Annotated in this window: 27 protein-coding genes; 24 read left to right on the top strand and 3 right to left on the bottom strand. The window is 61.3% G+C overall.

The features are described 5' to 3' along the window. Positions 1-44: 44 nt before the first annotated feature. From IP79_RS03720 to IP79_RS03700, 5 genes are all read left to right on the top strand, one after another. Entirely contained in the window at positions 45-2567 is a 2523-nt protein-coding gene (locus IP79_RS03720; RefSeq protein WP_054117861.1) for a penicillin-binding protein 1A, read from the top strand. Positions 2568-2609: 42 nt separating this feature from the next. Beyond that, complete coding sequence (locus IP79_RS03715; protein WP_054117860.1) at positions 2610-3134, top strand: peroxiredoxin; 525 nt, start codon at positions 2610-2612, stop codon at positions 3132-3134. Positions 3135-3230: 96 nt separating this feature from the next. After that, positions 3231-4358: a peptide chain release factor 2 gene (prfB, locus tag IP79_RS03710; RefSeq protein ID WP_054117859.1), complete on the top strand. Its 1128-nt coding sequence runs from the start codon at positions 3231-3233 to the stop codon at positions 4356-4358. Between the two features lie 2 nt (positions 4359-4360). Beyond that, complete coding sequence (locus IP79_RS03705) at positions 4361-5092, top strand: class I SAM-dependent methyltransferase (RefSeq protein WP_054117858.1); 732 nt, start codon at positions 4361-4363, stop codon at positions 5090-5092. Between the two features lie 69 nt (positions 5093-5161). Further along, positions 5162-6592 (top strand): NAD(P)H-dependent flavin oxidoreductase, encoded by a 1431-nt coding sequence (locus tag IP79_RS03700; protein ID WP_054117857.1) that lies wholly within the window; start codon positions 5162-5164, stop codon positions 6590-6592. On the opposite strand, the gene IP79_RS03695 is transcribed toward IP79_RS03700, so the two are convergent. Then, entirely contained in the window at positions 6593-7108 is a 516-nt protein-coding gene (locus IP79_RS03695) for a YkgJ family cysteine cluster protein (RefSeq protein ID WP_082336978.1), read from the bottom strand. Between the two features lie 42 nt (positions 7109-7150). Then, on the bottom strand, positions 7151-8158 hold the full coding sequence (locus IP79_RS03690; protein ID WP_054117855.1) for a 2-hydroxyacid dehydrogenase: 1008 nt from the start codon (positions 8156-8158) through the stop codon (positions 7151-7153). 89 nt (positions 8159-8247) lie between these two features. Between IP79_RS03690 and IP79_RS03685 the strand changes: the two genes are divergently transcribed. Then, on the top strand, positions 8248-8736 hold the full coding sequence (locus tag IP79_RS03685) for an SH3 domain-containing protein (RefSeq protein ID WP_054117854.1): 489 nt from the start codon (positions 8248-8250) through the stop codon (positions 8734-8736). A 23-nt stretch (positions 8737-8759) separates the two neighbouring features. On the opposite strand, the gene IP79_RS03680 is transcribed toward IP79_RS03685, so the two are convergent. Beyond that, positions 8760-9956 carry an acetyl-CoA C-acyltransferase gene (locus IP79_RS03680; RefSeq protein ID WP_054117853.1) on the bottom strand — a complete coding sequence of 399 codons (1197 nt, stop codon included), beginning with the start codon at positions 9954-9956 and terminating at the stop codon, positions 8760-8762. Positions 9957-10121: 165 nt separating this feature from the next. On the opposite strand from IP79_RS03680, the gene IP79_RS03675 reads away from it, so the two are divergent. The 18 genes from IP79_RS03675 (at position 10122) to nuoL (ending at position 24469) form a co-directional block, all read left to right on the top strand. Continuing rightward, positions 10122-11552 (top strand): coniferyl aldehyde dehydrogenase, encoded by a 1431-nt coding sequence (locus tag IP79_RS03675; protein ID WP_054117852.1) that lies wholly within the window; start codon positions 10122-10124, stop codon positions 11550-11552. A 150-nt stretch (positions 11553-11702) separates the two neighbouring features. Then, positions 11703-12077 carry an NADH-quinone oxidoreductase subunit A gene (locus IP79_RS03670; protein ID WP_054118022.1) on the top strand — a complete coding sequence of 125 codons (375 nt, stop codon included), beginning with the start codon at positions 11703-11705 and terminating at the stop codon, positions 12075-12077. After that, positions 12074-12652, top strand: coding sequence for a NuoB/complex I 20 kDa subunit family protein (locus IP79_RS03665; protein ID WP_233994066.1), 579 nt, complete (start codon positions 12074-12076; stop codon positions 12650-12652). The genes IP79_RS03670 and IP79_RS03665 overlap by 4 nt, the downstream gene beginning before the upstream one ends. Positions 12653-12657: 5 nt before the next feature. Then, positions 12658-13449, top strand: coding sequence for an NADH-quinone oxidoreductase subunit C (locus tag IP79_RS03660; protein ID WP_054117851.1), 792 nt, complete (start codon positions 12658-12660; stop codon positions 13447-13449). After that, positions 13446-14657, top strand: coding sequence for an NADH-quinone oxidoreductase subunit D (locus IP79_RS03655; RefSeq protein WP_054117850.1), 1212 nt, complete (start codon positions 13446-13448; stop codon positions 14655-14657). Before IP79_RS03660 ends, IP79_RS03655 begins: the two co-directional genes overlap by 4 nt. After that, entirely contained in the window at positions 14657-15325 is a 669-nt protein-coding gene (gene nuoE / locus IP79_RS03650; protein WP_054117849.1) for an NADH-quinone oxidoreductase subunit NuoE, read from the top strand. Before IP79_RS03655 ends, nuoE begins: the two co-directional genes overlap by 1 nt. After that, a complete protein-coding gene (locus IP79_RS15630) occupies positions 15319-15465 on the top strand; it encodes a hypothetical protein (protein WP_197273724.1) in 147 nt (48 codons plus the stop codon). Before nuoE ends, IP79_RS15630 begins: the two co-directional genes overlap by 7 nt. Further along, positions 15462-15638: a hypothetical protein gene (locus tag IP79_RS15395; protein WP_156318061.1), complete on the top strand. Its 177-nt coding sequence runs from the start codon at positions 15462-15464 to the stop codon at positions 15636-15638. The genes IP79_RS15630 and IP79_RS15395 overlap by 4 nt, the downstream gene beginning before the upstream one ends. Then, positions 15638-16930 (top strand): NADH-quinone oxidoreductase subunit NuoF, encoded by a 1293-nt coding sequence (gene nuoF, locus IP79_RS03645; protein ID WP_054117848.1) that lies wholly within the window; start codon positions 15638-15640, stop codon positions 16928-16930. The genes IP79_RS15395 and nuoF overlap by 1 nt, the downstream gene beginning before the upstream one ends. Before the next feature lie 14 nt (positions 16931-16944). Beyond that, positions 16945-17292 carry a DUF3703 domain-containing protein gene (locus IP79_RS03640; protein ID WP_054118020.1) on the top strand — a complete coding sequence of 116 codons (348 nt, stop codon included), beginning with the start codon at positions 16945-16947 and terminating at the stop codon, positions 17290-17292. Beyond that, a complete protein-coding gene (gene nuoG, locus IP79_RS03635; protein ID WP_054117847.1) occupies positions 17292-19307 on the top strand; it encodes an NADH-quinone oxidoreductase subunit NuoG in 2016 nt (671 codons plus the stop codon). The genes IP79_RS03640 and nuoG overlap by 1 nt, the downstream gene beginning before the upstream one ends. Next, positions 19304-19492, top strand: coding sequence for a hypothetical protein (locus IP79_RS03630; protein ID WP_054117846.1), 189 nt, complete (start codon positions 19304-19306; stop codon positions 19490-19492). Before nuoG ends, IP79_RS03630 begins: the two co-directional genes overlap by 4 nt. Further along, positions 19489-20535 (top strand): NADH-quinone oxidoreductase subunit NuoH, encoded by a 1047-nt coding sequence (nuoH, locus tag IP79_RS03625; protein ID WP_054117845.1) that lies wholly within the window; start codon positions 19489-19491, stop codon positions 20533-20535. The genes IP79_RS03630 and nuoH overlap by 4 nt, the downstream gene beginning before the upstream one ends. Then, complete coding sequence (locus tag IP79_RS03620) at positions 20532-20918, top strand: hypothetical protein (RefSeq protein ID WP_054117844.1); 387 nt, start codon at positions 20532-20534, stop codon at positions 20916-20918. Before nuoH ends, IP79_RS03620 begins: the two co-directional genes overlap by 4 nt. Further along, positions 20915-21403, top strand: coding sequence for an NADH-quinone oxidoreductase subunit NuoI (nuoI, locus tag IP79_RS03615; RefSeq protein WP_054117843.1), 489 nt, complete (start codon positions 20915-20917; stop codon positions 21401-21403). The genes IP79_RS03620 and nuoI overlap by 4 nt, the downstream gene beginning before the upstream one ends. Positions 21404-21542: 139 nt before the next feature. After that, the gene (locus tag IP79_RS03610) at positions 21543-22166 is read left to right on the top strand and encodes an NADH-quinone oxidoreductase subunit J (RefSeq protein WP_054117842.1); all 624 of its coding nucleotides are present in this window, start codon (positions 21543-21545) and stop codon (positions 22164-22166) included. Continuing rightward, entirely contained in the window at positions 22163-22468 is a 306-nt protein-coding gene (gene nuoK / locus IP79_RS03605; RefSeq protein WP_054117841.1) for an NADH-quinone oxidoreductase subunit NuoK, read from the top strand. The genes IP79_RS03610 and nuoK overlap by 4 nt, the downstream gene beginning before the upstream one ends. A gap of 6 nt (positions 22469-22474) precedes the next feature. Further along, positions 22475-24469, top strand: a complete 1995-nt coding sequence (nuoL, locus tag IP79_RS03600; RefSeq protein WP_054117840.1) for an NADH-quinone oxidoreductase subunit L — start codon at positions 22475-22477, stop codon at positions 24467-24469. Positions 24470-24481 lie beyond the last annotated feature (12 nt).

Here is a 24481-nt window from a genome sequence, read left to right as displayed (position 1 = left end):
CGGCTAGCAATGTCTGCCACCTGCGTGCTAGTTGCGCCTCGCCCATGACCGAGCAGAGCCCTGTCACCGAAGCCCGCACCAACTGGGCTTACCTGCGTTACCGCATCAACCGCGATGTCGGCGGCGCTGCGGCGTGGTTTGCCGAAAAATGGCGTCAAAGCCTCTGGTTCAAGCTGATCGCGCTTGCCTTCGGGGCGGTCGTGGCGCTGTGGATCGCGGTGTTTGTCTGGCTCGCCAATGATCTTCCCGAGGCAGAGGCGCTCCTGACTTACGAAACCCCGTTGCCGACCGTTGTGCGCGGCAATGACGGCGAAATCGTCCACTCCTACGCCCGCGAACGCCGGGTGCAGCTGCAATATGCCGATTTCCCCGAGCAGCTGATCGAATCCTATCTTTCCGCCGAGGACAAGACCTTCTTCAGCCATGGTGGTGTCGATTTCTTCGGCACGGCCAATGCGGTGTTCGATTATGCCAGCAAGATGGGCTCGGGCGAGCGCGCCGTTGGCGGTTCCACGATCACCCAGCAGGTCGCCAAGAACCTGCTTCTGGGCGATGAATATTCGGTCACCCGCAAGTTGAAGGAAATGATCCTCGCCGGCCGCATCGAACAGGTGCTGACCAAGCAGGAGATCCTCGAACTCTACCTAAACGAGATTCCGCTAGGGCGGCGCAGCTTTGGCGTGCAGGCCGCCGCGCGGGCCTATTTCGACAAGGATGTCGGTGATCTCGAATTGCACGAGATGGCATTCCTGGCCATCCTGCCCAAAGCGCCGGAGCGGTATGGGCGCAAGGGTCAGGAACAGGCGGCGCTTGGACGGCGCAATTTTGTGTTGGGGCAGATGGAAGCCAATGGCTTCATAACCGGCTCTGATCGTCGGGCTGCTGCGGCCAAACCGTTGGGCCTCGTCACCCAGCGCAGCGAACGCAGCGTCGATGCTGGTTATTTCCTCGAAGAAGTGCGCCGCGAGCTGATCGAGCGATTCGGCGAAACTGCCGAGGATGGCGGCAACAGCGTTTATGCGGGCGGATTGTGGGTGCGCACTTCGCTTGATCCCGAAATGCAAATCGCTGCGCGCGACGCGTTGCGCGAAGGCCTGCTGCGCTATCACGGCGGACGCGGTTGGAGCGGGCCGATCGCCACTATCGATGTGAGCGCGGGCAATTGGGCCGGTCAGTTGGCCAGTTCACCGCTCGGCGTGAATTATCGCGACTGGCGGGTCGGCGTTGTCACCAGCCGCAGCGGATCATCCGCGCAGATCGGTTTTGCCGATGGCAGCCAATCACCTCTCAGCGGGTTGCCCAATGCTTTGAAAGCAGGCGACGTGATCGCAGCAAGCCCGCTTGGCGATGGCTGGCAGGTGCGCACCATTCCCGAAGCGCAAGGCGCATTGGTGTTGCAATCCGCGCAGTCGGGCCGCGTATTGGCAATGCAGGGCGGTTTCGATCACCGCATTTCCGATTTCAATCGGGCGACCCAAGCGATGCGCCAGCCGGGATCGACTATCAAGCCGTTCGTCTATGCGGCTGGGCTGGATAGCGGAATGACCCCTTCGACCCAGATCGATAACTCGCGGTTCTGTTACTATCAGGGCGCAAACCTTGGCGAAAAGTGCATCCGCGGCGGACGCGCCGGCCAGTTCCCGATGCGGTATGGTCTTGAACAGTCGCAGAATATCATGACCGTGCAGATCGGCATGAGCGCGGGCATGCCGAATGTCGTCAAGGGTATCGAAAAGCTCGGCATCGGCAAGTTTCCGGCCTATCCCTCGACTGCGCTTGGGGCGGGCGAGACCACCCTTGTGAAAATGGTTTCGGCATATAGCGCGCTGGCCAACCACGGGCGGCTGAACCAGCCCACTGTGATCGATTACGTGCAGGATCGCCGGGGCAAGGTCGTTTGGCGTGCCGACAACCGCGATTGTCGCGGATGTTCGATGCCGAAGTGGGACGGCAAGGCGATGCCGCGCCTTGGTATCAAGGGTCAGCAGGCGATGGATGCGCGCACCGCTTTTCAGGTCATGCACATGCTGCGCGGCGCGGTAAGCCGAGGGACGGCGACGGTGCTGAACCCTCTCAATCTGCCATTGTTCGGCAAGACGGGCACCACCACCGGGCCCAAGGATGTATGGTTCATTGGCGGCACCCAGCAGATGATCGCGGGCGCCTATGTGGGTTTTGACCAGCCGCGCAACATGGGTGGCTATGCTTTTGGCGGCACCATTTCCGCGCCAATCATCAAAAGCCTAATCGAAAAAACCAAGCCGAGGTGGTCCGATCTGCCAGCAGTCGCTCCAGAGGGCGTGCGGATGGTGCGGGTGGATCGCAGCTCGGGCAAGCGCGTGTATGATGGCTGGCCCACCGATGATCCCCGATCGGCGACCATCTGGGAAGCTTTCAAGCCCGACTCCGAGCCTGAACGTTACACTCGGCAGGACGCCATCGCTTCCAAGCGCAACGAGATCCTTGAATTGATCCGTGCCGGCCGCCGGAATGCCGAAAGCGCCGTGGTCGATCCGGTCGAAGAACGGCCGCCCAGCTTTGTCGAGCAGCAGGGCGGGGTATATTGAGCGGTTGCCGGAACCACGCTGCCGATCACGGGTTTGCCTGACATGAAACACACCATCTTGTTGGCCGCTACGGCGCTTGCTTTTGCCGCGACCCCTGCCGCTGCTGAATTGCCTGCCGGCGAAAAGGCACCCGCCTTTGCTACGCGCGCCGCCTTGGCAGGCAAAGAGTTCGGCTTCACGCTGTCCGCCGCCTTGGCCAAGGGACCGGTTGTGCTGTATTTCTACCCCAAGGCATTCACGCAAGGCTGCACGCTGGAAGCCAATGCCTTTGCCGAGGCAATACCGCAGTTCAAGGCAGCAGGCGCCAGCGTGATCGGCATGTCGGGCGACGATATCGAAACGCTCAAGCGCTTCAGCCGCGAAGAATGCCGCGATGCCTTTCCGGTCGGCGTTGCCAGCCCCAAGGTCATCGCCGCCTATGATGTTGCAATGGGCGGTTCCGGCCTATCGAACCGCACCTCCTATGTGATTGCCCGTGATGGCAAGATCGTGGCGGTTCATTCCAATGCGGATTATCGCGGCCATGTGGAAAAGACACTCGCCGCGGTGCGGGCTCTCGAAAAGTAAGGCAAGATGCACGGCGTGAACGGGCGCTCGTGCTTTACAATCGCGCCGCCGACGTTAAGCGGGGCCGACTTTTTGAGCGTGACTGAAGGATAGACCATGCGGGCCGAAGGCCAGGCATATATCAACCGGGTTGAAGCGGCGCTGGCGCTGGTGCGCCTGTCGCTGGACTGGGACCGCGCGCTGCGTCGCCTCGACGAATTGAACGCCCGTGTTCAAGACCCGACCCTGTGGGACAACCCCAAGCAGGCGCAGGCGATCAGCCGTGAGCAGAAGACGCTCGAAACCGCGATAAATACCGTCAATGAAATCGCCGCCGAAATGGCCGACGCGGTAGAGTTCATCGAAATGGGCGAAGCCGAGGGCGAAGACAGCATCGTCGATGATGGCTTGCGCACGCTGGAGCGCCTTGCCGACCGCGCAGATGCCGACAAGGTGCAGGCGCTGCTTTCGGGCGAGGCGGATGGCAACGACACCTACCTTGAAATCCACGCAGGGGCGGGCGGCACCGAAAGCCAGGATTGGGCCGAAATGCTGTTCCGCATGTATGGCCGCTGGGCCGAACGGCGCGGTTTCAAGGTTGAAACGGTCGAGTATCAGAGCGGCGATCAGGCCGGCATCAAATCGGCCACGCTACTGATCAAGGGCGACGGTGCCTATGGCTATGCCAAGACCGAAAGCGGCGTTCACCGGCTCGTGCGGATCAGTCCGTATGACAGTTCCGCCCGCCGCCACACCAGTTTTTCGAGCGTGTGGGTCTATCCGGTCATCGACGATTCCTTCGAGATCGACATCAATCCGGCAGACCTCAAGATCGATACCTACCGCGCATCGGGCGCAGGTGGCCAGCACGTCAACACTACCGATTCTGCCGTGCGCATTACCCACCAGCCTTCGGGCATTGTGGTCGCGAGCCAGCAGGATCGCAGCCAGCACAAGAACCGCGAAATCGCGATGAACATGCTGAAGGCACGGCTTTACGAGGCTGAAATGCGCGCCCGTGAGGCGGCGGCTTCGGGCGAATATCAGGAAAAGAGCGAGATTGGTTGGGGCCACCAGATCCGGTCATACGTCTTGCAGCCGTACCAGATGGTCAAGGATCTGCGCACCGGAGTGGTCTCGACGGCGCCCGATGCAGTGCTGGACGGGGCGATTGATCCGTTTATTTCGGCTGCTCTTGCCCAGCGGGTGACGGGCGAGAAGGTCGAAATCGAGGACGTGGAATAGGCATGGTTTTGGGCCGCGTTCTGGGATCGGGCGGTTTGAGCTTTGCCGCGCTGGCGCTGGCCGCTTGCGAACAGATGATGCCGGTTGCTGCTGACCGGCCCGAGACTGCGTTGGAGTTTCCTGAACCTGACCGTCCGATTGTCGAGGTCGTCTCCAACCAGTTTTCCAATGAAGATGCCCGTGACGAGCGCAACGAGGCCGTGGTCGTGATGGATCTCGCAAACATCCGCGCCGGGATGACCGTGGCCGATATCGGCGCGGGCGAGGGGTATTATACCGTGCGCCTGGCCGAGCGTGTGGGCGAGGACGGGCGAGTTTTGGCGCAGGACATCGATCCCGAAGCACTGGACCGCCTCGGTCGCCGGATCGAGCGCGAGCGGCTCGAAAACATCTCGATCAAGGCCGGAAATGCGGATAATCCGCAACTGCCGCCCGACAGTTTCGACCGGATTTTCATGGTGCACATGTACCATGAAGTCACTGAACCCTATGCCTTTTTGTGGAACATGTGGCCCGCTTTGAATGCTGGCGGGCAGATTATTGTCGTGGAAAGCGAAACCGCAGTCGGGCGCCACGGCTTGCCGCATAATCTGTTGTTCTGCGAATTCGAGGCGATCGGCTACGTGCTCGTGGAATACATTGAGCGACCTGATATCAAAGGCTATTTCGCGCGGTTCGAACGCGGCAAGGCGCGCACCAAACCCTCAGCCATCCGGCCCTGCAACGCTGGCTAGTGCCGCGTCGTCTCAATCGTTGCGGCGTGCGTAACTCGGCACTATGTGGTCAACGCAAGAATGCGCGCCATGGGACGGCGTGAAAGGGAGTTTTCATTGTTCAAGGGATTGAGCCCGATCATCTATGGCGGGCGTGAAGTCTGGCCGCTGGTCGAAGGCGGCAAGGGCGTATCGGCAACCAATCATGCCAGCTCCGGTGCATGGGCGGCAGCAGGCGGTATCGGCACAGTCAGTGCCGTCAACGCCGACAGCTACGATGAAGATGGCAACCCGATCCCGCAGGTCTACCACGGCCGCACGCGCGAAGAACGGCATCAGGAATTGATCCGCTACGCCATTGATGGCGCGACCACGCAGGTGAAGAAGGCTTACGAGCTTTCGGGCGGCAAGGGCGCGATCAACATCAATGTCCTGTGGGAAATGGGCGGGGCGCAGGCCGTGCTAGAAGGTGTGCTGAAAAATACCCGCGGCATGGTGACGGGCGTCACTTGCGGCGCGGGCATGCCGTACAAGCTCGCCGAAATCGCGGAGCGGTTCGACGTCTTCTATCTGCCGATCGTCAGTTCGGGCCGGGCGTTTCGCGCGCTGTGGAAGCGATCCTATCACAAGGTGCCGCATCTGATGGCAGCGGTGGTCTATGAAGACCCCTGGCTGGCGGGCGGGCACAATGGCCTGTCCAACGCCGAAGACCCGACCAAGCCCGAAGACCCGTACCCGCGCGTCAAGACGCTGCGCGACATGATGCGGGCCGAAGGTGTGTCCGACGATGTGCCGATCGTGATGGCGGGCGGGGTGTGGTACCTGCGCGAATGGAACGACTGGATCGACAATCCCGAACTCGGCAAGATCGCCTTCCAGTTCGGCACGCGTCCGCTAGTGACGCAGGAAAGCCCGATCCCGCAGATCTGGAAAGACCTGCTGCGCACAGTCGAGCCGGGCGATGTGCTGCTGCACAAGTTCTCGCCCACGGGCTTCTATTCAAGCGCGGTCAAGACCCCGTTCCTTTATGATCTGATGCACCGTTCGGAACGCCAGATCCCGTTCTTCAAGCGCGGCGAGGAAGAAGGCACCGTCCAGCTTGGCGAAGACGGCAAGGCGCGCAGCTTTTGGGTGAAGCCGGAAGACAAGACCAAGGCTGAAATGTGGATGCGCGCTGGTCATACCGAACCGCTCAAGACGCCGGACGGTACCATCGTCTTTGTGGAACCGGAAGCGCGCGACACGATCCGCAAGGATCAGCAGGATTGCATGGGCTGCCTGTCGCACTGCGCGTTTTCAAGCTGGAAGGACCACGACGACTACACGACCGGGCGCCTCGCCGATCCGCGCAGCTTCTGCATCCAGAAAACCTTGCAGGACATCGCCCATGGTGACGATCCCGACAACAATCTCGCCTTCGCGGGCCATGCTGCCTACCGGTTCAAGACCGATCCGTTCTTCTCCAACGGCTACACGCCGAGCGTAGGCGAGTTGGTCGAGCGGATTTTGACGGGCGATTGATCAGGCGCGCGGCATGACCTGCCGCTCGGTCGCCTTGCGGAAATGCTGGTCAAGCATCAAATCAAGCATTCCCAGCGCCATCATCAGGTAGGGCGAGGCGGTGAGGGTGGCGGTCGCGCCAGCCTCCCCCTCTTCCCGTCTCCAGCGGCGGGCATCGGTCAGTGATGAATTCGGCGGAAGCTGCTGCTTTACCTCGTCAAGGGCTGCAAGGGTCTGGATGATGATATGTGTGGCCTCGTCCAGCGTAGTGTCCTCGGCCTCGACTGCGCGCAGCAGTTTGCATTGGAATGCACGGCATGTCTGAGGGCGAGTGGAATAGACCTGGCAGGTAGCTGCTTCGAGCGCAGGGCAGGGCAAGGCGAAACCGTATTTGGTATTGTCTTCAAGCACTGAAAGCCCGTCGCGTCGGGCACCGGGCACTTCTTCAGATGCTAGCGGCCCGAAATCGAACAGCGCGCCGTTGCAACACAATCCGCATTGTGTGCACAGATCGCTGGCGATGGAAGGCCTCGTCATGGCGACCAATATGCCGCGAACCGCGCCGCTGTAAAGCAGGGCTCAGATAAGCGCAGTCAGCACCTGATCGGGCGGGCGGTGCCCGTCGGCCCACATGCGGATATTGGCGATCACCTTGTGACCCGAATCCTCGCGCCCCTCCGCTGTGGCGCTGCCGATGTGGGGTAGTGTCATCACATTGGGATGCGCGATCAGGCGCGGGTCGACGTTGGGTTCGTCAGGGTAAACGTCCAGTCCCGCGCCTGCGAGGTGGCCTGATTCCAGCGCTGCGATCAGCGCTTCCTGATCGATCAGCTCGCCGCGCGCGGTGTTCACGATGCTGCTGCCCGGTTTCATCAGCGCGATCCGGCGTGCGTCAACAAGATGACGCGTGTCATCGGTTAGCGGGCAGTGCAGAGTGAGGATATCAGCCTCGGCCATCAGCGCATCGACATCGGCAACATAGCGCGCGCCCAGCATCCGCTCCAGCGACTCTGGCAGAGGCTTGCGCCCCCAGTAGGCAATCTCCAGCCCGAAGGCGCGAGCGCGGTGGGCGACGGCTTGGCCGATGCGGCCCATACCGATGATCCCGAGCACCTTGCCCGCCAGCTTCCTGCCGAGCAGGCCCGAAGGTGCCCAACCGGTCCACTCGCCCCGGCGGACCAGCGCTGTGCCTTCACGGATACGGCGCGGAACACCGATGATCCCGGCCATGGCCAGATCGGCTGTGTCATCGGTAAAAACGCCAGGGGTGTTTGTAACAAGGATTTTCCGCGCAGCGGCGGCGGCCAGATCGATGTGTTCGGTGCCAGCGCCAAAGTTGGCGATCAGGCCCAGCCTTTTGCCTGCGCCCGCGATCAGATCGTTATCGATGCGGTCGGTCACGGTCGGCACCAGCACATCGCAATCCTGCATCGCGGCGGCGAGTTGTTCGCGGGTCAGCGGCACGTCGGCTTCGTTCAGCACCACATCGAACAATTCGCGCATTCGCTCCTCGACTGCGGGCATCAGATGGCGGGTGACGATCACACGCGGGCGTTCGAGCGGGGGGCGGGTTTCTGGCATGGGCATCGGCTAATGCCAGAGGGGCGGCGCGGTCAAGCAGCGATCCGGCATAGAGGTCTTGAATCCGCTGGCTGGGAGGCGCTATCGCTTCGGCCATGTTGGAATTCCGCAAACTTCTCGCAATGCTGATCGCGTTGGCTGCAATGTTCGCCGCGCCGCTCGCCGCGCAGGATCGGGCGCTGCCATACTGGGCTTCGCTGCGTTATGATGAAGTGCGCATGCGCGTGGGTCCGAGCGAGGAATACCCGATCGAATGGGTCTACAAGCGCAAGGGCCTGCCGGTGAAGGTGGTGCGCGTGCGCGAAGGCTGGCGGTTGGTGGAGGATCCCGAAGGTACGCAAGGCTGGATCGCATCAAGCCAGCTCAATCCGGCGCGGTGGGTGCTGGTTGCAGGCGAAGGCCTGGCCGATGTGCGGGCGGAAGGTGCTGCGGCATCCGCGCTCAAATGGCGCGCCCAGCCGGGCGTTGTCGCCGCGCTGCTGCGCTGCCGCGAGGCATGGTGCGAAGTCGATATAGCCGGCCGCAAGGGCTGGATCGCACGCGACCGCCTGTGGGGCACAGAAGCGCTGCCGGGCGACGAGTGATCCCCGCCCGGCGTTCACTTTGATCAGATCAGTTCGATTGCTACCGCAGTGGCCTCTCCGCCGCCGATGCAAAGCGAGGCCACACCCTTTGTCTTGCCCTGCGCCTTCAGCGCGCCGAGCAGGGTGACGATGATTCGAGCGCCGCTGGCGCCAATCGGGTGGCCAAGCGCAGTGCCGCCGCCGTTGACGTTGATCTTGTCGTGCGGAATGCCGAGATCGCGCATCGCGAACATCGCCACGCAGGCGAAGGCTTCATTGACTTCGAAAAGATCGACATCGTCGACGCTCCAGCCTGCACGGTCGAGCACCTTCTGGATTGCCGGGATCGGCGCGGTAGTGAACTCTGAAGGTGCCTGGGCATGAGCGGCGGTGGCGACAATCCGGGCTACGGGGGAGAGGCCTTTGTGGGCGGCCACACTCGCACGGGTCAGCACCAGCGCCGCGGCGCCATCCGAAATCGAGCTGGAGGTGGCGGCGGTAATCGTGCCATCCTTGGCGAAGGCAGGCTTCAGCTGCGGGATCTTGTCGGGGCGGCCCTTGCCGGGGGCTTCATCCTGTTCGACCACCACATCGCCAGCGCGGGTCGAGACGGTCACAGGCACCACCTCGTTGGCAAAGGCACCACTGGCGATCGCGCGGTTGGCGCGGGCGAGCGATTCGATGGTGTAGGCGTCCATGTCCTCGCGGGTCATCTGGTAAGCGTTCGCTGTGTCCTGCGCAAAGGTGCCCATGGCCCGGCCTGCCTCGTAGGCATCCTCCAAGCCGTCGAGGAACATGTGGTCATAGGCGGTGTCATGACCCATCCGCGCGCCCGAACGGTGCTTCTTGAGCAGGTAGGGGGCATTGGTCATGCTCTCCATTCCACCAGCAACGACAACATCAATCGTGCCGCTGGCAAGCGCCTCGGCACCCATGATCACGGTCTGCATGCCGGAGCCGCACACCTTGTTGACGGTGGTCGCCTGCACGCTGAGCGGCAGCCCCGCCTTGATCGCAGCCTGACGCGCCGGGGCCTGACCAAGTCCGGCGGGAAGCACACAGCCGATGTAGGCACGATCAACATCCGCACCCGCAACGCCAGAGCGCTCCACTGCGGCCTTCACGGCGACCGCGCCCAGATCGGTTGCGCTGGCATCGGCCAATGCGCCCTGCATCGCACCCATCGGCGTGCGGGCGTAGGACAGGATCACGATCGGATCGGCGGGGGAGAGCTGGCTCATGGTGGGGTTCCTTCCATCGGGGCAGAATGTCTGCGGCAGGCTCTAATGCTGCGATGCGGCATTGGCAATTGCGCGCAGGACAGGGCAACAAGCTTGTCAGCCGTGCGGCTTTGCGCGAAGACGAATGGCAAATCAAAACGCATCTATGTCTCACGGGAGAATGACATGGCCGATGATCGCCGCGAAGAACTCGAAGCCCTGCTTGCGCGCCAACGCGCCGCCTTCACCGCCTCGCGCCCCGAACCCTTGTCACAGCGCAAGGACCGCATTCGCCGCGCCATCGCGCTGGTGAAAGATCATGGTGATGAATTTGCCAAGGCGATGAGCGCAGATTTCGGCAGCCGTTCCCATGCGCAGTCGATGCTGACGGATATCGCCGCCACAGTGGGGGCGGGCAATCATGCCCTGAAGCACATCGACAGCTGGGCCAAGGCGGACAAGCGCAAGGTGCAATTCCCGCTCGGCCTGCTCGGTGCGAAGGCCGAGGTGCGGTATGAACCCAAGGGCGTGATCGGTATTCTCAGCCCGTGGAATTTCCCGGTGCAACTCGCCTTTGGTCCGCTGATGCAGGTGCTGGCCGCGGGCAACCGGGCGATGATCAAGCCCAGCGAATTCACCGAGCGCACCAGCGAGTTGATGGCGCAATTGACAGCGGAATATTTCGCGCCCGAAGAAGTCGCGGTGGTTACTGGCAGCCCTGAAGTGGCCGCAGCGTTTTCCTCGCTCCCGTTCGATCATCTGGTCTTCACCGGATCGACCGCGACCGGACGCCGCGTCATGCAGGCCGCCGCTGCCAATCTTGTTCCGGTAACGCTTGAACTGGGTGGAAAGTCGCCTGTGATCATGGGCCGCAGCGCCGATTTCGCCAAGGCGGGGGAACGGATAGCAATCGGCAAGATGCTCAACGCCGGGCAGATATGCCTCGCGCCGGATTATCTTATAGTTCCCGAAGACAAGCAGGACGAGGCCGTTGCCGGTGTAGTCGGCGCGGCCAGCGCGATGTATCCGCGCCTGCTCGACAATGACGATTACGCCTCGATCGTATCGGATCGCCATTTCGAGCGGCTGCAAGGTCTGGTCACCGATGCCCGCGACAAGGGTGCCGAGGTGATCGAGGTCAATCCGGCAGGCGAAGATTTCGGCAACGCCAACCAGCGCAAGATGCCGCTCACGATCCTGCGCAATGTCACGGATGACATGGCAGCAATGCAGGAAGAGATTTTTGGCCCGGTTCTTCCGGTCATGACGTACAAATCGGTCGATCAGGCTGTGGATTATATCAATGAGCATGATCGCCCGCTCGGCCTTTATTACTTCGGCGAAGACAAGGGAGAGCAGGAGCGTGTGCTGACCCGGACGATTTCCGGCGGCGTCACCACCAATGATGTGGTGTTCCACGTTTCGATGGAAGACCTGCCATTCGGCGGGGTCGGCCCGTCAGGAATGGGAAGCTACCATGCGGTCGAAGGCTTTCGCGAATTCAGCCATGCCCGCGCCGTTTATCACCAGCCTAAGATCGACATTGCCAAGCTGGGTGGGTTGAAACCGCCCTATGGCAAGGCGACTGAAAAAGCTGCGTCCAACATGATGAAATAAGCGGGCGCGGCCGCGCCAAGTGGGCGGCCCGCCGCAACGTATGTTCGATTTCCTGCAACACCACTAGGGACTTTTGACCGAGTCGCAGGCTTGCACCCTGCGTCCGACAGGCTTAGGGGCACGAGCGGGATTAATAGCTTGGACAACGTCGTGATCGACCTCAGCCAGTATCTGCCGATACTGTTATTCGTGCTCGTTGCCTTCGGGCTTTCGACGCTGTTCGTATTTGCGCCGATGGCGGTGTCGCGCCTTACCGGCACGCACAACCCCGATGCTGAAAAGCTTTCGGAATACGAGTGCGGCTTTCCGGCGTTCGAAGATGCGCGCAGCCAGTTCGATGTCCGGTTTTACCTCGTGGCGATCAGCTTTATCGTGTTTGATCTTGAAGCCGCGTTTCTGTTTCCCTGGGCTGTCAGCCTTGGCGAAACGGGCTGGATCGGATGGGGCGGCATGATGGTCTTCCTGTTCATCCTCGCTGTCGGTCTTGCTTATGAATGGAAGAAAGGAGCGTTGGACTGGGAATGAACACCATCGTTACTCCTCCCCAAGGTTTGCCCGATATTTCCGCGCTCACCACCGCCAAGGGCGGCGAAGTGCGCCAGCCCGATGCGAGCTATTTCACCGCTCTTCAGACCGAAGTGAATGACAAGGGCTTCCTCGTCACGTCGACAGAGGATCTGTTCCAGTGGGCGCGCACAGGATCGCTATGGTGGATGACTTTCGGCCTCGCGTGCTGCGCGGTCGAGATGATCCACGTGAACATGCCGCGTTATGATATGGAGCGTTTCGGCGCTGCCCCGCGCGCGTCCCCGCGCCAATCTGACGTGATGATCGTCGCTGGTACTCTGTGCAACAAGATGGCTCCGGCGCTGCGCAAGGTCTATGACCAGATGTCGGATCCCAAATATGTGATCAGCATGGGCAGCTGCGCGAATGGCGGCGGTTATTACCACTATTCCTATTCGGTGGTGCGGGGCTGTGACCGGATCGTGCCGGTCGACATCTACGTCCCCGGTTGCCCTCCGACTGCGGAGGCGTTGCTTTACGGCGTCATGCAGTTGCAGCGGAAAATCCGCCGCGTGGGCACCATCGAAAGGTAAGGGCTGTGGCTGTACTCCATTCCGCCCCGAAGTTCGCGTCCAACGAGGGCGTGATTGACGCGATCAGCGAAAGCATCAGCGTGTGGCTGATCGGCGCTGCCGAAACGCATGGCGAAGTGATTTTCCGCGTTCAGCGGGATTCGATGGCACGCGTGCTCGAAACGCTACGTGATGATCATGCCTATCAGCAGCTGATGGAAATCGCTGGCGCCGATTACCCCTCTCGGCCCGAGCGGTTCGAGATAGTTTATATGCTCCAGAGCCTGACGAAGAACCACCGCATCATGGTGAAGTGCTCTGCCAGCGAAGACACGCCTGTGCCGACCGTCACCACGCTGTGGCCCAATGCGGGCTGGCTGGAACGGGAGGTGTTCGACATGTTTGGAGTGACCTTCGCGGGCAACCCCGATCTGCGCCGTATCCTCACCGATTACGGCTTCGAAGGGCACCCGTTCCGCAAGGACTTCCCGCTGACAGGCTACACCGAGCTGCGCTATTCCGAGGAGGAAAAGCGGGTGGTATACGAGCCGGTCGAACTCGCGCAGGAAATGCGCAGCTTCGATTTCCTCAGCCCTTGGGAGGGCGCGGATTACGATCTGCCGGGTGATGAAAAATCACGTGGCACCCCGTCCGTTGCTGATCCCAAGGTAACCGAGAAGCCATCCGATACCGGTGCTGGTGCGAAGGCCAACGAGGCCGCGAGCAAGCCCGTCTCGCCCGGCTCCCCGGATCAGAAGAGCAGCGGCAAGGACGCACCGCCTGCGCCCGATGCGACCTCGAAGGAGGGCGGCCGATGAGCATGCAACTCGAAGAATCGCCCACCACCGATGGAGAGGTGATCTCCAACTACACGATCAATTTCGGTCCCCAGCACCCTGCTGCGCACGGCGTGTTGCGCATGGTGATGGAACTGGACGGCGAAGTGATCGAGCGGATCGATCCGCATATTGGTCTGCTGCATCGTGGCACCGAAAAGCTGATCGAGCACAAGACCTATCTGCAGGCACTGCCATACTTCGACCGGCTCGATTACTGCTCTCCGCTGGCGCAGGAGCATTCCTATGTGCTTGCCATCGAAAAGCTGCTGAACCTCGAAGTGCCGATCCGCGCGCAATATCTGCGTGTGCTGTTCGCCGAGCTTACCCGCATCTGCAACCACATGCTCAACATGGGCGCGCACATCCTCGATGTCGGCGCGTTTACGCCGAACCTGTGGATCATGGATCTGCGCGAGGATTGCCTCAACTTCTTCGAGCGGGCGAGCGGCGCGCGGATGCACAGCGCATATTTCCGTCCCGGCGGCGTCCATCAGGACGTGCCGGAAAAGTTGCTGGTTGATATCGGCGATTGGCTCGACAATCGCTTCTTCCAGCTGTTCGAAGACGCGATGAGCCTCGTGATGGACAACCGCATCTTCAAGCAGCGCAACGTCGATATCGCCGTGGTCAGCCGCGATGATGCGGTGGCATGGGGTTTCTCCGGCCCGATGATCCGCGCGGCGGGCATCCCGTGGGATCTGCGCAAGAGCCAGCCTTACGACGTCTATGACCGCATGGAATTCGACATCCCGGTCGGCACCAATTCGGACTGCTATGACCGCTTCATGGTGCGCGTGAAGGAAGTTTATGAAAGCGCGAAGATCATCCGCCAGTGTCTGCGCGACATGCCGCAGGGGCCGATTGCCTCAACCGACGGCAAGGTTTCGCCGCCCAAGCGCGGCGAAATGAAGCAGTCGATGGAAAGCCTGATCCACCACTTCAAGCTTTATACCGAAGGCTTCCACGTGCCCGCGGGTGAGGTTTATGTGGCGACCGAAAGCCCCAAGGGCGAATTCGGCGTCTACCTCGTCAGCGACGGCACCAACAAGCCCTACCGCTGCAAGATCCGCCCCACGGCCTTCTCTCACCTCCAGGCGATGGACTTCATGTCCAAGGGCCACATGCTGCCCGACGCGACCGCCATTCTGGGCGCGATTGATGTCGTTTTTGGTGAATGTGACAGATAATGGCTGACCGTACCCCCGCACCCGACACCCCTGAATTGCGCGCCCGTTGGAGCGCGTTCGCGTGGACGTCGGAGAACCAGAAAACCGCCGACTGGCACATCGCCAAATATCCCGAAGGGCGGCAACGTTCGGCGGTGATGCCGCTGCTCGATCTCGCCCAGCGGCAGGTCGGTGCGGAGACCGATACGCAGGGGTGGTTGCCGCTGCCGGTGATCGAGTATGTGGCGCAATATCTCGGGATGCCGGTGATCCGCGTGCTTGAAGTCGCCAGCTTCTACTTCATGTATAACCTCAAGCCGGTGGGCAAATTCCACGTGCAGGTGTGCGGCACCACGCCCTGCATGTTGCGCGGCAGCGACGACATCATCGCCGCCTGCAAAAAGCGCGGGATGGCCAAGGGTGAAGTCTCCGCCGATGGCCTGTGGACCCTGACCGAAGTCGAATGCATGGGCAATTGCGCCACCGCGCCGATGGTCCAGATCAACGATGACAATTACGAAGACCTGACGCCGGAACGCCTCGATGCAGTGCTTGATGCGCTGGTGGCGGGCGAGACCCCCAAGGCTGGCACGCAGGAGCCGGGGCGTCATACGTCGGAGCCTTCGGGCGGGCCGACCACCTTGAAAGAGATGGTCAGCGAGAACCACGATTACCGGGGTGAATGGTGACCGAAGTCGTCTCCATCCTCGGCGCGCTGCTGCTGGCCTTCATCGCCTACAAGGTGCTGATGGGTCTGGTGCGCGTGGGGGTTATCCTGCTCATCATCGCGGTGTTAGCAGGCCTGTGGCAATCGGGAGCGATTGGATGAACCCGGTGACGCTCGCCTTCGTCGCACTCGGTCTGACAGGTTTTGCGATTGGTGCGGTGTTGAGTGCGACCGGGCAGATCAACATGGGCGTGATCCTGATGGGGTTGGGCCTGATGTTTCAGGTTATTTCGCTGGTGCGCCTCAAGCGTGCCAAACAGCAAGGAAAGCAGTGATGCTTGGCGATAAGGATCGCATCTTTACCAACGTTTACGGCTTTCAGGATTGGGGCCTGAAGGCAGCGCAGGCGCGTGGCGATTGGGACGACACCAAGGCGCTGCTTGCACGCGGGCCGGATACGATCATCGAAGAAATGAAGGCCAGCGGCCTGCGCGGACGCGGCGGGGCGGGCTTTCCCACGGGGCTCAAGTGGTCCTTCATGCCCAAGGAATCGCGCGATGGGCGGCCCAGCTTCCTCGTCATCAACGCCGACGAGTCCGAGCCCGGTTCCTGCAAGGACCGCGAGATTCTGCGTCACGATCCGCACAAACTGGTCGAAGGCGCACTGGTTGCCGGCTTCGCGATGCGTGCGCGGGCAGCTTACATCTATGTGCGCGGCGAATATATCCGCGAGGCCGAGGTGCTTCAGGCCGCGATCCATCAGGCTTACGAAGCCGGGTTGATCGGCAAGAACGCCTGCGGTTCGGGCTATGATTTCGACGTCTTCATGCACCGCGGCGCGGGCGCTTACATCTGCGGCGAAGAAACCGCGATGATCGAAAGCCTTGAAGGCAAGAAGGGCCAGCCGCGTCTGAAGCCTCCGTTCCCGGCGGGCGCGGGCCTCTATGGCTGCCCGACCACCGTGAACAACGTGGAAAGCATTGCCGTCGCGCCGACGATCCTGCGGCGCGGGGCCTCGTGGTTCAGCTCCTTCGGGCGCGAGAACAACAAGGGCACCAAGCTGTTCCAGATCAGCGGACACGTGGAAAAGCCCTGTGTCGTCGAGGAAGCGATGAGCATCAGCTTTGAAGAGCTGATCGAAAAGCACTGCGGCGGCATTCGCGGCGGTTGGGACAATCTGCTGGCGGTGATCCCCGGCGGATCATCCGTGCCGCTGGTCCCTGCCGCGCAGATCCGCAACGCGCCGATGGACTTCGATGGGCTGAAGGAACTGGGCTCGGGCCTCGGCACGGCTGCCGTGATCGTGATGGACAAGTCGACCGACATCGTCCGCGCGATCAGCCGCCTCAGCTATTTCTACAAGCACGAGTCATGCGGCCAGTGCACCCCCTGCCGCGAAGGCACGGGCTGGATGTGGCGCATGATGGAGCGCCTACGGACCGGCGATGCGGCGATCGAGGAAATCGATATGCTGCACGAAGTGACCAAGCAGGTCGAAGGCCACACCATCTGCGCGCTGGGCGATGCAGCGGCATGGCCGATCCAGGGCCTCATCCGCCACTTCCGGCCTGAGCTTGAGCGGCGCATTCATGAGCACAACGCCCAGTTTGCGGAGGCGGCCGAGTGAAGCTGACGTCTGAAATGCAGAACGAGATCACGAACGCTTTGTCGCGAGCGGCAGCGTCGCGTGCGGCAGGTGATATCGACGCCGCCTGGAACGCCTTGCAGCGGGCTCATGTGATTTCGCAACCGGCGCTCCTTCCTCACCTGGTCGTTCACCGTGCGATGCTGTCGCTTGCGGTGGCCCAGCGCGACGGAAAGGAAGTTTCTGGCCAGTTGCTTAGGTTGGCACTTGCGCCCGTTGGGCACATGCTTGGAAGGACGCCATGGGGCAATCCGGGAAGGTCGAATGTCAGTAAGTTTGCCCGCGCACCACTGCCTGATGATGTCGCGCGGCTGTATGCCCAAGCCGGCGTAGAGGTGAAGTAATGCCTAAAGTCACCGTAGACGGTCAGGAGATCGAAGTCCCGGCGGGCGCGACTGTGCTTCAGGCGTGCGAGCTGGCGGGGAAGGAAATCCCGCGCTTTTGCTATCACGAACGGCTCAGCATCGCGGGCAATTGCCGCATGTGTCTGGTCGAGGTGAAGCCCGGGCCGCCCAAGCCGCAGGCCTCCTGTGCGCTGCCGGCGGCTGACGGTCAGGAAATCCGTACCGACAGCCCCATGGTCAAGAAGGCTCGTGAAGGGGTGATGGAGTTCCTGCTCATCAACCACCCGCTCGATTGCCCGATTTGCGATCAGGGCGGCGAGTGCGATCTGCAGGATCAGGCCGTCGCCTATGGCCGCGGCGGCTCGCGCTATCACGAGAACAAGCGCGCGGTGACCGAGAAATACATGGGCCCGCTGATCAAGACGATCATGACCCGCTGCATCCACTGCACCCGCTGCGTACGGTTCTCGGAAGAGATCGCGGGCGTGGACGAAATCGGCGCGCTGTTCCGCGGCGAGGACATGCAGATAACAACCTACCTTGAGCAGGCGGCTGCGCATGAGCTTAGCGCCAATGTGATCGACCTGTGCCCGGTCGGTGCGCTGACCTCGCGGCCCTATGCCTTCGAAGCGCGGCCGTGGGAGCTGAAGAAGACGCTCAGCATTGACGTGTCGGATGCAGTGGGGGCGAACATCACGCTCCATTCCAAGGGCCGCGAAGTCATGCGCGCGCTGCCGCGCATCAATGACGACGTCAACGAAGAGTGGCTGTCGGACAAGGGCCGCTATCAGGTCGACGGGCTGACCAAGCGCCGGCTCGACCGCGTGTGGGTGCGTCGCGATGGCCGGTTGCAGCCTGCCGACTGGGCCGAAGCTTTCGGCATGATCTCTGGCGCTTTGGAAGGCGACAAGGCCAGCATTGCGGCAGTGGCGGGCGACCTGCTAGATGCCGAGACGATGTTTGCCGCCAAGGCGCTGGTCAATGCCTGCGGTTCGCAGCTCACCGAAGCGCGCCAGACCGGCATGACCTATGACGTGTCGAACCTGGCAGCGGTGAACTTCAACTCGACCTTTGCCGGGATCGAGACGGCTGACGCGATCCTGATCATCGGCAGCAATGTCCGTTGGGAAGCCGCGCTGCTCAACGTCCGCCTGCGCAAGGCGGTGAAGGCGGGGGCCAAAGTCTACATCATCGGCCCCGAATGGGATCCGACCTATCCGGCGACCTTCCTCGGCTCCGATCTGAAGATCCTCAACCGCGTGCCCAAGGAATTGGGTGACGTCATGAAGTCGGCACAGCGTCCGGCAGTGATCCTCGGCGCGGCGGCGCTGGCCAAGGGCGCGCTTCCGGCGGCGCTCAAGCTGGTCGACAAGTTCAATCTGGTTCGTGAGGACTGGAACGGGTTCAACGTGCTGCACATTTCGGCTGCACGGATGGCGTCGCTGATGCTCGGCTTCGCGCTTCCGGGCGGGATGGGCGACATCGCCGCTGCTTCGCCGAAAGTGCTGCTCAGCCTCGGTGCGGATGAGATGGACTACGCGCCCTATGCTGGCAGCCTCAAGGTCTATATCGGCCATCACGGCGACAAGGGCGCGCATCACGCGGATATTATTCTGCCGGGCGCATCCTATGCCGAGAAGGACGGGACTTACGTGAACGCGGAAGGCCGAGTGCAGTTCGCAGAAAAAGCCGTGTTTGCTCCCGGCGACGCGCGAGAAGACTGGACGATTATGCGTGCTCTCGCCGATGCGCTGGGTGTCACTGTCGGCTTCGATAGCTTTGACCAGCTTCAAGCCAGAATGATCGCTGCCGTGCCAGCACTGGGCGAAGAAGGCCTCGCAGATTACGGCGCGCTGCCCAAGGCGAGCAGTGGCGCCAAGGCCGAAGGCGAAGTCACGGGCTACCCGGTCAAGGACTTCTACCTCACAAACCCCATTGCCCGCGCAAGCGACGTGATGCAGCGCTGTTCAGATGAACTTCTGCACGGGGCCGAGGTGAAGGAGGCAGCGGAATGAACCGTCTTGTCGACAGGGTGGTCGATCTGACCCCGGCGATCCTCATCGGAGTGTTCGTGCTTGTTCTGCTTAATGCCCTTGCCAATGGGCAGAACTTCACGACTCAGGCGTTCCACGGCAGCTTCTTGCTCATGGCTGCCGCAGCCTTGACCTATTTCCGCAGGTTCCTGGAGACCCGGCAGTGACCGCCTTCTTCCAATCTCTCGGCCTCCCTTACGAATGGGCCTGGACCGTTGCAACGCTGACCGGGATCATCGTGATCTCGCTGCTCGTAATGTTCAGCGTTGCCATGGTCATCTATGTCGACCGCAAGGTGCTGGGCGCGATCATGATGCGGCGCGGGCCGAACGTGGTCGGACCGTTTGGCCTGCTGCAATCATTCGCGGATGGTCTGAAGGTGTTCCTGCAGGAAACTATCATCCCGAGCGCCGCGAACAAGGGCATCTTCCTGCTCGCGCCGATCATCACCTTCACCGTGGCGCTGGCCGCGTGGGCGGTTATCCCGTTCGATGCAGGCATGGTGCTGGCCGACATCAACGTGGGCCTGCTCTACATCCTCGCGATCTCCTCGATGGGGGTTTACGGTGTGGTGATGAGCGGATGGGCGTCAAACTCGAAGTACCCGTTCTTCTCGGCGATGCGCGCCTCTGCGCAGATGATCTCCTACGAAGTCTCGATCGGCTTTGTGCTGGTGTGCGTGGTGCTGTTTGCCGGCACCTTCAATATGAGTGGGATCGTCAACGCGCAGCAGGGCTTCGGCCTCGGCTTCATAAACGCCTATGTCGTGCATCCGTTGCTGTTTCCGATGTGGGTGGTGTTCTTCATCTCGGCGCTGGCAGAAACCGCGCGCGCGCCGTTCGACCTGACCGAGGCGGAGAGCGAGCTCGTCGCAGGTTACCAGACCGAATATTCCTCGATGAGCTTCGCGCTGTTCTGGCTTGGCGAATATGCGAACATTTTGCTTATGTGTTCGCTCAACACGCTGCTGTTCTGGGGCGGATGGCTGCCGCCGATCGACTGGGCGCCGCTTTACATGGTGCCTGGGATCATCTGGTTCCTGCTCAAGACTTTCATGTTCTTCTTCATGTTCAGCTGGATCTGGGCGACCGTGCCGCGCTACCGCTACGATCAGTTGATGCGCCTCGGGTGGAAGGTGTTCCTGCCGATGAGCCTTGTGTTTGTCGCGGTGACCAGCGGCTATCTGATGGCGACGGGGCATTTCGGATGAGCGCGTTGTTGGCTTTGACTGCCGCCATGGGCGGGCTGATGTTCGAATGCCGTGCCGATACGGCGTCGATCGAGGTGTTCGCCCCAGCCGAAGAAGTTACAGCCGAATATCAGGGCAATGTCCTCACGCTGTACAGTGTAACTGGCGACGGCGAGGTTATCGCACCGCAAATGCGGGTGCGTCAGGTTTTCGATAGCCTGCCCGAAAGTCTTTACATCAAGCTCACATCTCCTGAATTCGATGTCGAGCTCGAAATCACTGATTATGTTGCCGAGGCAGCGACGAGCGCCATCGGTATCACTGGCAAACCCAAAACGGGCGAGCCGCAAACCATTACTGGAAACTGCACCGTGACCAAGCGCGAGGAGGCACCAGCCTCATGACCACCGTCACTCACCTCATCAAGAGCTTCACCCTCTGGGAATTCCTAAAGGCGCACGCCTTGACGCTGAAGTATTTCTTCAAGCCCAAGGTGACGATCAACTACCCTTTCGAGAAGGCTCCGCTCAGCCCCCGCTTCCGCGGCGAGCATGCTTTGCGGCGCTATCCCAATGGCGAGGAGCGCTGCATCGCGTGCAAACTGTGCGAGGCCGTGTGCCCCGCGCAGGCGATCACCATCGAGAGCGAACCGCGCGAGGACGGCAGCCGCCGCACCACCCGCTACGACATCGACATGACGAAGTGCATCTATTGCGGTTTCTGTCAGGAAGCCTGCCCGGTTGATGCCATCGTCGAAGGGCCGAATTTCGAATACGCCACCGAAACCCGCGAGGAGCTGCTTTATGACAAGGCCAAGCTGCTCAGCAATGGTGACAAATGGGAACGGGCTATCGCTGCCAACCTTGAAGCCGACGCACCCTACCGCTAGGGCGCGCCGGACGAGGGAAACGGGGTCAATTGCATTCACGGTCACGGCGCGATGCCGGGGCCAATCTTGGACTAGGGATCACATTGCCGCTTTCTGAGCTCCGACACTGTTCGGGGCGGCGGATCGGCGGAGTAACATCATGATACAGGCCATCGCCTTTTATTTCTTCGCGACAATCGTCGTCGCCAGCGCTGTGATGGTCATCATGGCGCGCAACCCTGTGCATTCAGTGCTGTGGTTGATCATGACGTTCTTCAACGCCGCAGGCCTGATGGTACTGGTGGGCGCGGAGTTCATCGCGATGCTGCTGGTGATCGTCTATGTCGGTGCGGTCGCGGTGCTGTTCCTGTTCGTGGTAATGATGCTCGATATCGACTTTGCCGCAATGCGCGCCGGTTTCAGCCGCAATGCGCCGCTGGGGCTCGTGATTGCGGGTATTCTGTTGGCCGAACTGCTGCTGGCGGTTGGCGCCTACAACGCGGGCGGAATTACACTCGGCTCACCCGATGGCAGTGCGATGCAGACGGCTGAGACGAGCAACATCGAGGCACTCGGTGCGCTGCTCTATGGCAAGTATATCCTGCTGTTCGAAATTGCAGGGATCATCCTGTTGGTGGCGATGATCGGTGCAATTGTGCTGACCTTCCAGCCGCCAAAGCCGGGCGCGCGTGCGCGGCAGGACGTCGGCAAGCAGATCCGCCGCCGGCCCGAAGATGCAACCGTGATGAAGAACCCGGAGATCGGGCAGGGGATCGACCTATGATCGGCATCGAACATTACCTGACCGTCGGCGCGATCCTGTTCGTGCTTGGCGTGCTGGGGATTTTCCTCAACCGCAAGAACGTCATCGTCATTCTCATGGCGGTCGAGCTGATTTTGCTGGCGGTCAACATCAACCTTGTGGCCTTCAGTGCCTTCATGCAGGACTTGGTCGGGCAAGTGTTTGCGATGCTGGTGCTGACCGTGGCTGCGGCTGAAGCAGCTATCGGCCTAGCGATCCTGGTGATCTATTTCCGCACCCACGGCTCGATCGCGGTTGACGATATCAACCGGATGAAGGGGTAAGCGCCGGTGGCTACGCAAATCCTTATCATCGTTTTCGGGCCGTTGCTGGCTGCCCTGATTGCAGGGCTGGGCAACCGGATGCTGGGCAATCTGGCAGCAAAATCCATTACAACCGGCGCGCTGCTATTGTCGGCAGGCCTGAGCTGGCCGATTTTCCTGGGTTTTCTTGGCGGGACTGAAACCGCCGAAGTCGTGCCTGTTCTCAAGTGGGTCGAAAGCGGCACGCTGAGCTTCGATTGGAGCCTGCGGGTCGATACGCTGACCGCGATCATGTTGGTCGTGATCAATTCGGTGTCTGCGCTGGTGCATCTCTATTCGTGGGGGTACATGGACGAAGACCCGGATCAGCCGCGCTTCTTCGCTTACCTTTCGCTGTTCACCTTCGCGATGCTGATGCTTGTGACCGCCGATAACCTCGTGCAGATGTTCTTCGGATGGGAAGGCGTGGGCCTTGCGTCCTATCTGCTGATCGGGTTCTGGTTCAAAAAACCGAGTGCGGGTGCTGCGGCAATCAAGGCCTTTGTGGTCAACCGTGTGGGTGACTTGGGCTTCATGCTCGGCATCTTCGGTACCTATCTGGTGTTCCAGACGACCTCGATCCCCGAGATTCTGGCGGCGGCTCCGGGCATGAGCGGATCGACGATCACCTTCGTCGGTATGCGGCTCTACACTATGGATATCCTGTGCATCCTCTTGTTCATCGGAGCGATGGGCAAGTCGGCACAGCTTGGCCTGCACACATGGCTGCCCGATGCGATGGAGGGGCCGACGCCTGTGTCCGCGTTGATCCACGCGGCGACCATGGTGACGGCAGGCGTGTTCATGTTGTGCCGTCTCTCACCGATGTTCGAAACCGCGCCGACCGCGCTGATGATAGTCACCGTGATCGGAGCCGCGACCTGCTTCTTTGCTGCGACCATCGGCACGACTCAGTGGGACATCAAACGGGTGATCGCCTATTCGACCTGCTCGCAGCTGGGCTACATGTTCTTTGCCGCAGGGGTGGGCGCTTACGGGGTGGCGATGTTCCACCTGTTCACTCACGCCTTCTTCAAGGCGCTGCTGTTCCTGGGCGCAGGCAGCGTGATCCATGCGATGCACCACGAACAGGACATGCGCTATTACGGCGGCCTGCGTAAGGCGATCCCGTTCACTTTCTATGCGATGCTGGCGGGGACGCTGGCGATCACCGGGCTGGGGGTCTATCACCTCGGCGTTGGCTTTGCCGGGTTCTGGTCGAAGGATGCCGTGCTCGAAGTAGCCTTTGCGCGCGGCACGGCGATTTCCACGACCGCCTTCTGGCTGGGCGTGGGCGCGGCGCTGCTGACCAGCTTCTATTCGTGGCGCCTGATGTTCCTGACCTTCTGGGGCAAGCCGCGCTGGATCGAAAGCGAGCATATCCAGCATTCGGTCCACAAGACCCCGGCCGATGCGGGCGAGGATACCACTGGCGGTTACCACCCGCATGAAAGCCCGGTGTCGATGCTGGTTCCGCTCGGCGTGCTGACGATTGGTGCCATTGCCGCAGGGCAGGTCTTCGCTCCCGCTTTCCTTGACAGCGCGGCCTTTTGGGGCGGCTCGATATTTTACAACGAGAACCTCATTCACGCGATGCATGCGGTGCCCTATTGGGTAAAGTATTCAGCGCTGATCGTGATGCTGCTCGGCTTTGCGGGTGCTTACGTGGCCTACATCGCCAAGCCCGATATTCCCGGCAGGTTCGTCGCGACCTTCCCGGCGCTGCACAATTTTGTCTATCGCAAGTGGTATTTCGACGAGCTCTATGACGCGATCTTCGTGAAGCCGGCCTTTTGGCTGGGACGGCAGTTCTGGAAGATCGGCGATGTCGGCATCATTGATCGCTTCGGCCCCAATGGCATCGCCTGGGCTGTCGAGCGCGGCTCTGTTGCCGCCAAGTCGATCCAGTCCGGCTACGTCTACACCTACGCGTTGATCATGCTGCTCGGGCTGGTCGCCGCTATCACCTTCGTTTTGCTTTAGGAGCGCGCTTCG

Source organism: Porphyrobacter sp. AAP60, assembly GCF_001296025.1.
In the GTDB taxonomy this organism is placed as follows: Bacteria; Pseudomonadota; Alphaproteobacteria; order Sphingomonadales; family Sphingomonadaceae; genus Erythrobacter.
This window is presented reverse-complemented; position numbering and strand designations above follow the sequence as displayed.

Coding starts and splice junctions, on each gene's coding strand:
- IP79_RS03610 (WP_054117842.1), top strand. CDS start 21,543: ATGATACAGGCCATCGCCTTTTATTTCTTCGCGACAATCGTCGTCGCC.
- IP79_RS03675 (WP_054117852.1), top strand. CDS start 10,122: ATGGCCGATGATCGCCGCGAAGAACTCGAAGCCCTGCTTGCGCGCCAA.
- IP79_RS03685 (WP_054117854.1), top strand. CDS start 8,248: ATGTTGGAATTCCGCAAACTTCTCGCAATGCTGATCGCGTTGGCTGCA.
- IP79_RS15630 (WP_197273724.1), top strand. CDS start 15,319: ATGGTGACCGAAGTCGTCTCCATCCTCGGCGCGCTGCTGCTGGCCTTC.
- nuoI (WP_054117843.1), top strand. CDS start 20,915: ATGACCACCGTCACTCACCTCATCAAGAGCTTCACCCTCTGGGAATTC.
- IP79_RS03620 (WP_054117844.1), top strand. CDS start 20,532: ATGAGCGCGTTGTTGGCTTTGACTGCCGCCATGGGCGGGCTGATGTTC.
- nuoF (WP_054117848.1), top strand. CDS start 15,638: ATGCTTGGCGATAAGGATCGCATCTTTACCAACGTTTACGGCTTTCAG.
- IP79_RS03655 (WP_054117850.1), top strand. CDS start 13,446: ATGAGCATGCAACTCGAAGAATCGCCCACCACCGATGGAGAGGTGATC.
- IP79_RS03695 (WP_082336978.1), bottom strand. CDS start 7,108: ATGACGAGGCCTTCCATCGCCAGCGATCTGTGCACACAATGCGGATTG.
- IP79_RS03680 (WP_054117853.1), bottom strand. CDS start 9,956: ATGAGCCAGCTCTCCCCCGCCGATCCGATCGTGATCCTGTCCTACGCC.
- IP79_RS03665 (WP_233994066.1), top strand. CDS start 12,074: ATGAACACCATCGTTACTCCTCCCCAAGGTTTGCCCGATATTTCCGCG.
- nuoG (WP_054117847.1), top strand. CDS start 17,292: ATGCCTAAAGTCACCGTAGACGGTCAGGAGATCGAAGTCCCGGCGGGC.
- IP79_RS03705 (WP_054117858.1), top strand. CDS start 4,361: ATGGTTTTGGGCCGCGTTCTGGGATCGGGCGGTTTGAGCTTTGCCGCG.
- IP79_RS03690 (WP_054117855.1), bottom strand. CDS start 8,158: ATGCCCATGCCAGAAACCCGCCCCCCGCTCGAACGCCCGCGTGTGATC.
- nuoK (WP_054117841.1), top strand. CDS start 22,163: ATGATCGGCATCGAACATTACCTGACCGTCGGCGCGATCCTGTTCGTG.
- IP79_RS03640 (WP_054118020.1), top strand. CDS start 16,945: ATGCAGAACGAGATCACGAACGCTTTGTCGCGAGCGGCAGCGTCGCGT.
- IP79_RS03700 (WP_054117857.1), top strand. CDS start 5,162: ATGGGACGGCGTGAAAGGGAGTTTTCATTGTTCAAGGGATTGAGCCCG.
- IP79_RS03630 (WP_054117846.1), top strand. CDS start 19,304: ATGAACCGTCTTGTCGACAGGGTGGTCGATCTGACCCCGGCGATCCTC.
- IP79_RS03715 (WP_054117860.1), top strand. CDS start 2,610: ATGAAACACACCATCTTGTTGGCCGCTACGGCGCTTGCTTTTGCCGCG.
- IP79_RS03720 (WP_054117861.1), top strand. CDS start 45: ATGACCGAGCAGAGCCCTGTCACCGAAGCCCGCACCAACTGGGCTTAC.
- prfB (WP_054117859.1), top strand. CDS start 3,231: ATGCGGGCCGAAGGCCAGGCATATATCAACCGGGTTGAAGCGGCGCTG.
- IP79_RS15395 (WP_156318061.1), top strand. CDS start 15,462: ATGAACCCGGTGACGCTCGCCTTCGTCGCACTCGGTCTGACAGGTTTT.
- nuoE (WP_054117849.1), top strand. CDS start 14,657: ATGGCTGACCGTACCCCCGCACCCGACACCCCTGAATTGCGCGCCCGT.